A 4,699-nucleotide genomic window follows, 5' to 3' on the forward strand; every position below is an offset into this window, starting at 1 on the left:
CCTTTGCCTATGAAATGGTAAAAAGCTATGTTGAAAAGCATCCATTATGCAATTTTGAAGATTTGTACGCAGTCAGCCCCCAGGAGTTGATTGAATCATATGAGGAACTCACTTCCTGATTGAGTTGATATTGCAAGTTCCTATTTTAAAAGTACATAATCATAGGATTCGACATTTTCCTTTTGGAATTGCCCTAAAATAACACGAGAGAACAGGAGATGGAACAGATGGGGATCAGAAACTTGAAAATAGAAGACTCTTGTTAGGAATAAATTCACCTGAAGGAGTGGTTCTAAGTGAAATGGATCGAGAAGTTTTATAATCAACAATATAAATGGATGAATTTGAATGATGAGGAGATGTTAAACGCACAGCAAGGACTGCTGCAAAAAATCGAGTGTTTAGCCGACCAGCGGGGCAAGAAAATCCTTGAACTTGGTGGAGGAAAAGGCTATTTTGCAGTGGCCGCTGCCAAGCAGGGGTATGATGTTACCGTAATTGAACTAATTAATGAGGCCGCGCAGTACATCCGACAGCTGGCGGAAGAACAACGTGTCAGCGAACGATTAACCATCCTCAACGGCGATTTCTATACTGCAGACATACCGGATGTGTTTGATGTGGTCTGTTACTGGGACGGATTTGGTATCGGTTCTGATATGGAACAGCAAAAGTTACTGAATCGCATACGAAACTGGCTGAAGCCAGACGGCACGGCGTTGATCGATGTATATACGCCCTGGTTTTGGGCAAAGGTCGCCGGGCAGGAAATGTACTTGACTGAGAATGTTGTGAGAAAGTACAGTTTTGATGCAATGGGCTGCCGGATGCTTGATACATGGTGGAATGAGGAAGCTGCAACAGAGAAAGTTACGCAATCCTTGAGGTGTTACTCACCTGCCGATTTCTCCCTGCTGATTCAGAATCTCGATTTAAGCCTGATCTACTGCGAACCTGGAGGAGCAATGGACTACGAAAAAGGTGTCTATACGGAGAAGGCCCCGTTGCACGAAGCCATGTCCTATCTTGTAAAACTGAAAAGGAATTAACGATAGAATAAAAGGTTTTTATATACTTGAAACCCGAAGACCGGCTCTTTTGAAAAGCAGCCAGTCTTCGGGTTTTAAGATTGCCTGATAACGCTTCCGATAATCCCTCATATATAAACTAATATAGTTTTCTAGAAGTATCGTTCCGTTGAATTATTAAAAATCATTTAAATTTTTATAATTGGAAAACAATAATTTCGTTTTTCATTAATCAACTGTAAGTCTATGGTAATATAAGGATAAAAAATAAAAGTAGGTTTTCTTTTGGAACTTTTTACAGAGAAATTAATTTTGATTGCTCTATTCGTTTTGATTATCCATTCTATTGAAACTCTTGCCTATGCCGTTCGCTTATCTGGAGTAAGAGTACGCCTGCTGGCATCTGCTCTTTCCTTGTTCAATGTCATGGTAATGGTTTCCCGTTTAGCAAATATGATGCAGCAGCCATTTACTGGGAGTTTAATTGACTCTGCTCCAGAGACGAATACATTTGAATTTGTCGAGGCACAATACCGGATTATCATTGGTTCTTCTACAATCGGAACGATTTTAGGGATTCTTTTACTCCCAACTTTTATCTCTATCTTTTCGCGTGCAATCATTCACTTATCAGCCGAAAGAGGATCTATTCCCGGACTGGTCAAAAAAGGGATGAGTATTGGCTATATCAGAAGAGGAATCGGACACATTCACCTGCCAAAGCCTTCTTACTTAAAAGGCGTCCGTTTAAAGGATATTCCGGTCCAGTTATTTTTCATCAATATGATCATTACCGCTGTATACACAATTGGCGTTCTTTCTGCACTTTATGCAGCCATTATCGTTCCGGAAAGAGCTGCTACAGCGATTATGGCTTCAGGTCTAATCAATGGATTGGCCACTATTCTACTGATTGTTTTTGTCGATCCCAAAATCTCTGTGTTAGCTGATGATGTTCTCAATCGGCGCGGCAGTTACCTGAATCTTAAAAGCATCGCTTTAATGATGATCGCTTCCCGCTTACTGGGTACGATACTTGCTCAATTATTCTTTTTACCTGGGGCAAGATACATAGCGTGGTTCACGAAATTTATTGTGTAATCTACCAAATACAGGTTGTTATTTAGAAACAAAATTATCTCTCTAAATAAGGGAAGACTGGATGCAAGTTTGTAAGCATCCAGTCTTCCTTTTTACTTCCGATAACCTCATGATATGTAAATCTAGTTACTTTTGAGATTCAAGCTTTAAAGGCTTACAGAACCTTGTTTTGAATGTATCTTTTTTTCTAATGGAACCAGTTATGTATGATTTACTAGTGAAATCAATGGAATCAAGAATCTAACTGTAACTTACTTACTATTAAGTTACATTCAAATCTAATTAAACGAATATGGGTAATTGTTTATTTACAATGGAAACTTCTTTTACTCAAAGAATTCCATATGTTTTTTATCTTTTTTATAGTAATTCAACCGGTCCTGCAGCTCACCCGTATGGAATTCAAATTTATGACCATCTGGATCAGTAAAATAAATGGAGTTTTTATCTTTTTTATCTCTTGGCCGTCCTGGAAGTATATTCACATGTAAACTCTCGAGTTTCTTATAAATCTCATCAAACATGTCCTCTTCGATGGAGAAAGCTACGTGTGTGTAGGAAAGATTGATTTCATGGCGTGGAATATCTTTTTCTAAATTAAGAGCAATCCAGAGCCCTTCTAAATCGAAATAAGCTGTATTTTTGCCTTTTACCAACAACTTAGCATCAAATACTTCCTGATAAAACTTAATAGATTTCTCCAAGTCTGAAACAGAAAACAAAAAGTGATTAATACCTTTGATCGACAATTTCTTCACCTCGAATTTTTGTCATTGCTGAATGTAACTTAACTGCACATAAGTTACATTCAAATTCTAGTCTTGGCCCCAAAACTTCCACTTGAATTTTGCTGGGCTGTTTTCATTTCTTTTCTCATATAATTAGAATCGAAACTCTTACATTAAATATACTCAGAGCTAAAAATAATAGCTAGATAATTTTGGAAATAAAAGCGTTCGTAAAAGTACACTTATGCAAACTTAAAGATAGAGAAGATGCGATAGTATTCGCTTCCTATCTTCCTTTTTCTTCAATCAACTTCCGGTAATTCCTCATATTAAGACTGATTTTTAGAGAATAAAATTAACTGGAAAAATCAGGAGAGTTCCGATAGCATAAAAATAACCAGATAATTCGAACTAGTAATTCCTCATTTCTACTTTAACTTTGGTTATTATAAAACAAGGATGGTGTTTCCAATAAAAACGATTATTTTTGATTTTGACGGCACATTGGCGAATACGTTGCCCGTTTGCGACTATGCTTTCCAATATGTGTTCAGGGAATTCGATCAGCGCGAGCTTTCTTCCGCAGAAATCCGTGCCATGTTTGGCCCATCAGAAACCGGGATTATCCGGAAGAACCTGCTGCATCTGAATAAAGATGAAGCCATTGAACTGTATTATGCGAAATACCTGGAACAGCATCCGCAATTAGTTGAACACAATCACGAAATTCAGGAGTTATTGCTGCATTTGAAAGAGAAAGGGATAAAATTAGGAATTGTCACCGGAAAAGCCAGAAGAAGCCTGGACATCTCGTTAAAAGCGCTTCAAATGGAGCATTTCTTTGATGCCATCATCACAGGGGATGATGTGACCCATCCGAAACCGGATCCAGAAGGAGTGTTCAAAGCCTTAGATTTATTGGATGCTAGCCCGCAGGAAGCCATGTTCATCGGAGACAGCGATGCCGACATTCAAGCTGGGATTCAAGCAAATGTTTTGACCGTCGGAGTCCATTGGCTGCCCGATTATCAAACGTTGGAGTTTGCCGTAGCCCCGAATTCCTCCTATCAAACGGTTGCTGACTTTATGGCTTCCTTGGAATCAGGTGTGAAACATGAGTCTTAAATGGTTGGAATGGGCCAAACGCATTCAATCGCTCTCCCAATCGGGTTTGACCTTTTCAAAGGATGTTTATGACTTGGAGCGTTTTGAAGAATTACGAAGCATTAGCGTAGAGATCATGGAAGAGCACACGGGATTGGATATGCAGAAAGTCAAAGACCTTTTCGCCGGGGAAAGTGGGTATCAGACACCCAAAATGGATGTACGGGGTGCTGTCTTCCATGAAGGAAAAATCCTAATGGTCCGGGAAAACATCGACAATCGCTGGGCCTTACCGGGTGGATTTTGTGATATCGGCTTATCGCCAGCTGAAAATATCGCCAAAGAAATCCAGGAGGAATCTGGCTATATCGTGGTTCCGACAAAACTGCTCGCCTTGCTGGATATGAACAAACATCCGCATCCCCCGCAGCCTTTTCATTATTATAAGCTTTTCATTCAGTGTGAGATTGTGGGCGGTGAAGCGAAAAATGGCGTCGAAACAAAAGGAGTGGAGTTCTTTCCAGAACACGATTTACCGGAACTGTCCTTGAATCGGAATGTCGAATCACAGCTGCACATGCTCTTTGATTTTGAAAAAAATCCGACAAGAGCAACGTTGTTTGAATGAGCAATTAATCGATTAGAACAATGGCTTTTTTCTAATGCTCTTAATAAAATGGCAGGTGGCATAATTAGCCCCTGCCATTTTTTACTTCTCATAATTCCTGATATGTAAAC

Annotated in this window: 5 protein-coding genes; 4 read left to right on the plus strand and 1 reads right to left on the minus strand. The window is 39.4% G+C overall.

Translation table 11 applies throughout. From position 1 onward, the window contains the following. The first annotated feature begins 296 nt into the window (after nucleotides 1-296). Both KW93_RS09430 and KW93_RS09435 read left to right on the plus strand, forming a co-directional pair. Nucleotides 297-1,049: an SAM-dependent methyltransferase gene (locus KW93_RS09430; RefSeq protein ID WP_033542758.1), complete on the plus strand. Its 753-nt coding sequence runs from the start codon at nucleotides 297-299 to the stop codon at nucleotides 1,047-1,049. Nucleotides 1,050-1,313: 264 nt separating this feature from the next. Next, nucleotides 1,314-2,129 carry a lipid II flippase Amj family protein gene (locus KW93_RS09435; protein WP_200883334.1) on the plus strand — a complete coding sequence of 272 codons (816 nt, stop codon included), beginning with the start codon at nucleotides 1,314-1,316 and terminating at the stop codon, nucleotides 2,127-2,129. Nucleotides 2,130-2,455: 326 nt separating this feature from the next. Here KW93_RS09435 and fosM read toward each other — a convergent pair whose 3' ends face one another. Continuing rightward, nucleotides 2,456-2,878: a FosM family fosfomycin resistance protein gene (fosM, locus tag KW93_RS09440; RefSeq protein WP_033542759.1), complete on the minus strand. Its 423-nt coding sequence runs from the start codon at nucleotides 2,876-2,878 to the stop codon at nucleotides 2,456-2,458. A 450-nt stretch (nucleotides 2,879-3,328) separates the two neighbouring features. Between fosM and KW93_RS09445 the strand changes: the two genes are divergently transcribed. Beyond that, nucleotides 3,329-3,982, plus strand: coding sequence for an HAD family hydrolase (locus KW93_RS09445; RefSeq protein WP_235318396.1), 654 nt, complete (start codon nucleotides 3,329-3,331; stop codon nucleotides 3,980-3,982). Further along, the gene (locus tag KW93_RS09450; protein WP_033542761.1) at nucleotides 3,972-4,589 is read left to right on the plus strand and encodes an NUDIX hydrolase; all 618 of its coding nucleotides are present in this window, start codon (nucleotides 3,972-3,974) and stop codon (nucleotides 4,587-4,589) included. Before KW93_RS09445 ends, KW93_RS09450 begins: the two co-directional genes overlap by 11 nt. Nucleotides 4,590-4,699: the final 110 nt, after the last annotated feature.

The sequence above is a fragment of the Planococcus sp. CAU13 genome (assembly GCF_000775575.1).
Classification (GTDB): domain Bacteria; phylum Bacillota; class Bacilli; order Bacillales_A; family Planococcaceae; genus Planococcus.